Raw genomic sequence first — 2,754 nt, 5'->3', positions numbered from 1 at the left:
GTAAACGCAAAATAGCGAGTACCTTGACATTTTTAGGCGGCTGCTTTGCAGCCACCGATATTTAAGCTTTGCGAATCCCTGCCGGAAGTTTTTCTGACCAGGGCAGAAGATCTTCCAGAAAAGAACAGTCCTTATCATTCATGTGTTTCGGAATCTCTTCCAAGAGATACTGCACATAATCAAAAGGTTTCAGATTATTGGCTTTTGCAGTTTCTACAATACTGTAAATGATTGCGGAAGATTTGGCTCCATGAATCGTATCGATCATCTGCCAATTCTTCTTTCCAATACAAAAGCCTCGGATTGCCCTTTCGGATGCATTATTATCAATCGGAACATCTCCGTCTGTAAGAAATACCCTGAGATATTTTTCCTGATTTAGTGCATATCTAACGGCATCACCAAATTTGTCCTTTTTGGACACATTTATAGTTTTCAGGTACGCAAAAAAAGCATCCACAAGAGGTTTGATAACCGCCTGTCGCTGTTTAAGTCGTTCATCAGAAGAAAGGTCATTCAATTTCCCTTCTTCCCGATAGATTGCCTGAATCTGTTTCATCAGCAGAAATGCATTGGATTCCTTTTGAGATGGTTTGGGAATCAGCTTCAGAGCTTCATCAAATCTGCGGCGACAGTGCACCCAGCATCCAGCAATGGTCAGTTCTTCCAATTCTTTTTCTAAAGTATGGTAGACCTGATAACCATCTGTTACACAAATGCCATCGTATCCTTTCAGGAATTCCCGTGGATGGGATGCATTTCTTGTCTGCTGGTATTCATACAGGACAATCTGCCGGTCTTGATACAGATGTCCAGAACGGTATACCCACATCCAGCTTTTGCTTCCTGCTTTGCGCCCGTCATGGTTTACAAGCACCGGCGTCTCGTCTGCCTGGATCACATGATAGAAATACAATTCTTCATGAAGATGATCATAAAGGATCGATAAATATTCCTCTGCCAAACGTATGCACCAGCTTGCCATGTTCTGCCTTGTAATCTGCAGGCCATAACGCTGAAATTCCTGCTCTAACCGATAGAGAGGAACTGCATTCACATACTTTCCATTGATGATCGCAGCTCCAAGAGATGGTGATACCAAACTTCCATGCAGTAATGCTTTTGGATGGTCTGCTTTGACCATGTGCTCATCTGTTTTGCTGGCATACACACCGATGTGATGTTCTTCTACCTCTACCCTCGCAGGTACAAAATGATATTTTTTGGAAATGGCATCCGGTAACTGTTTCCACCCATTGACACCGAATTCTATTTCCAATTCCTCCTCTGACAGATAATGGTCAATCCGTCTGACCGTAAGTCCGGAAAGATCTGATTCTTTCTTTCCCTTACGCTTTGGCTGTTTTGGAGATTTGAGTTCCAGCTCATCAGGTTCTTTTTCATTGAGATCGTAGACAGCTTCCGCTTCATTGAAAAAAACAATAGTGCCGTCTACTTCTTGAAAACAGATTTGGCTGGTATCTTCCATTTTTTCAGATGACCTTCCAAAACGGTTCTGCTTACCAAGGATTACCTGTTCCATCAGAAGCTGCATTTTTTCATTCGATGCGTGAAGCTCCTTTGTTATGGCTTCCAATTGTTCCTGCTGTTGTAAAAGAAGCTGGATAAGAAACGACTTATCAACACTATTTAACTGTTCCTCCGTATACTTAACTGCCATAACCAAACCTCACTTTCCTGAGTGCTATTATAGCAGAACCAACGGTTTTTGGCTATTTTGGGATTCTGTCACCTTCGTCATTTTGACGGTGGATAACAGTCATGAATACCTGAAAATAAAAGCCTGAATTTCAGATATTTATGATTGTTATCCACAATCTGAAAAGTTTTGGAATCAGGAGTATATAGAAACTCACAGAAAACTTTCAGGATGTGAATAACTTTAAATTTTATATTGCACAGGGTGATTTATCATGGATGAAAGCAATTTTATTTTCTACGTTTTGCACAAATCACAAGGAGAATTCTGGACAGGAGATTTCTTCTATGGGATGTCTGGCAACGATTTCCAGACCTTGCATTAACATTTGATACTGGTCTGCACTAATTTCCAGGGCTTCTTCTTGTGTACGGGGCCAGCGGAAGTTTCCGTTTTCAATCCGCTTGTACAGAAGTAGAAATCCATCGCCCTCCCAGATAAGCCCTTTTATCCGATCTGTACGTTTGCCGCAAAATAAGAATAATGTATTCTTATCGTAAGGATCAAGCTGGAACTGAAAACGTATGATTCTGGCCAAGCCATCGATCCCTCTGCGCAGATCCGTAAATCCAGTCGCCAGATATACTTTTTTGAACCCAGAGCCATCATTGAGCATTGCCGAGCACTCCCAAAAGTGTTTTTAGAAATGAATCCGATGCCTGTTCGGTAATTTCCAGAGTGAAGTTGTTTCTGCCTCTAATCAAGGCAATGATTTTATACTCCGCTGCCATATTCACCGGCTGGATTGCAGAAGAGGGAACTTCTACAAATGTTTGTGTATGATCCGCTGTTTTTAGATAAGCCTCACGAACTTTTCGGAGTCTCCAGTAATAACTTGCTTTTGTAATGTCGTGTAGCTGACACCATTCATCGATTTTCATTCCTTGCGGACGGTTTTGGCAGTCCCTGACCATGTCAGCCCATTCACTCAGACGGGTTTGCTGTGCAACTAAACTTGTATGAGATTTCATAACTCACCTCCTGTAGCAAAGTCAAAAAAGTTGAGTACTAAACTATTTGGACTTTGTAGTGAT

Annotated in this window: 3 protein-coding genes; all 3 read right to left on the bottom strand. The window is 41.6% G+C overall.

Features of this window, described 5'->3' with window-relative positions; genetic code table 11:
• Positions 1–61 precede the first annotated feature (61 nt).
• Complete coding sequence (tnpC, locus tag DWX73_RS13040; RefSeq protein WP_118349101.1) at positions 62–1,681, bottom strand: IS66 family transposase; 1,620 nt, start codon at positions 1,679–1,681, stop codon at positions 62–64.
• A 292-nt stretch (positions 1,682–1,973) separates the two neighbouring features.
• Positions 1,974–2,336: an IS66 family insertion sequence element accessory protein TnpB gene (gene tnpB, locus DWX73_RS13035; RefSeq protein ID WP_009247574.1), complete on the bottom strand. Its 363-nt coding sequence runs from the start codon at positions 2,334–2,336 to the stop codon at positions 1,974–1,976.
• Positions 2,326–2,691 (bottom strand): hypothetical protein, encoded by a 366-nt coding sequence (locus DWX73_RS13030; RefSeq protein WP_118349100.1) that lies wholly within the window; start codon positions 2,689–2,691, stop codon positions 2,326–2,328. Before DWX73_RS13030 ends, tnpB begins: the two co-directional genes overlap by 11 nt.
• Between the last annotated feature and the right edge of the window lie 63 nt (positions 2,692–2,754).

The organism is Coprococcus sp. AF21-14LB (assembly GCF_003458885.1).
GTDB lineage: Bacteria > Bacillota > Clostridia > Lachnospirales > Lachnospiraceae > UBA9414.
Note: the sequence above shows the minus strand (reverse complement) of the source record. Positions and strands in the feature narration are given on the sequence as shown.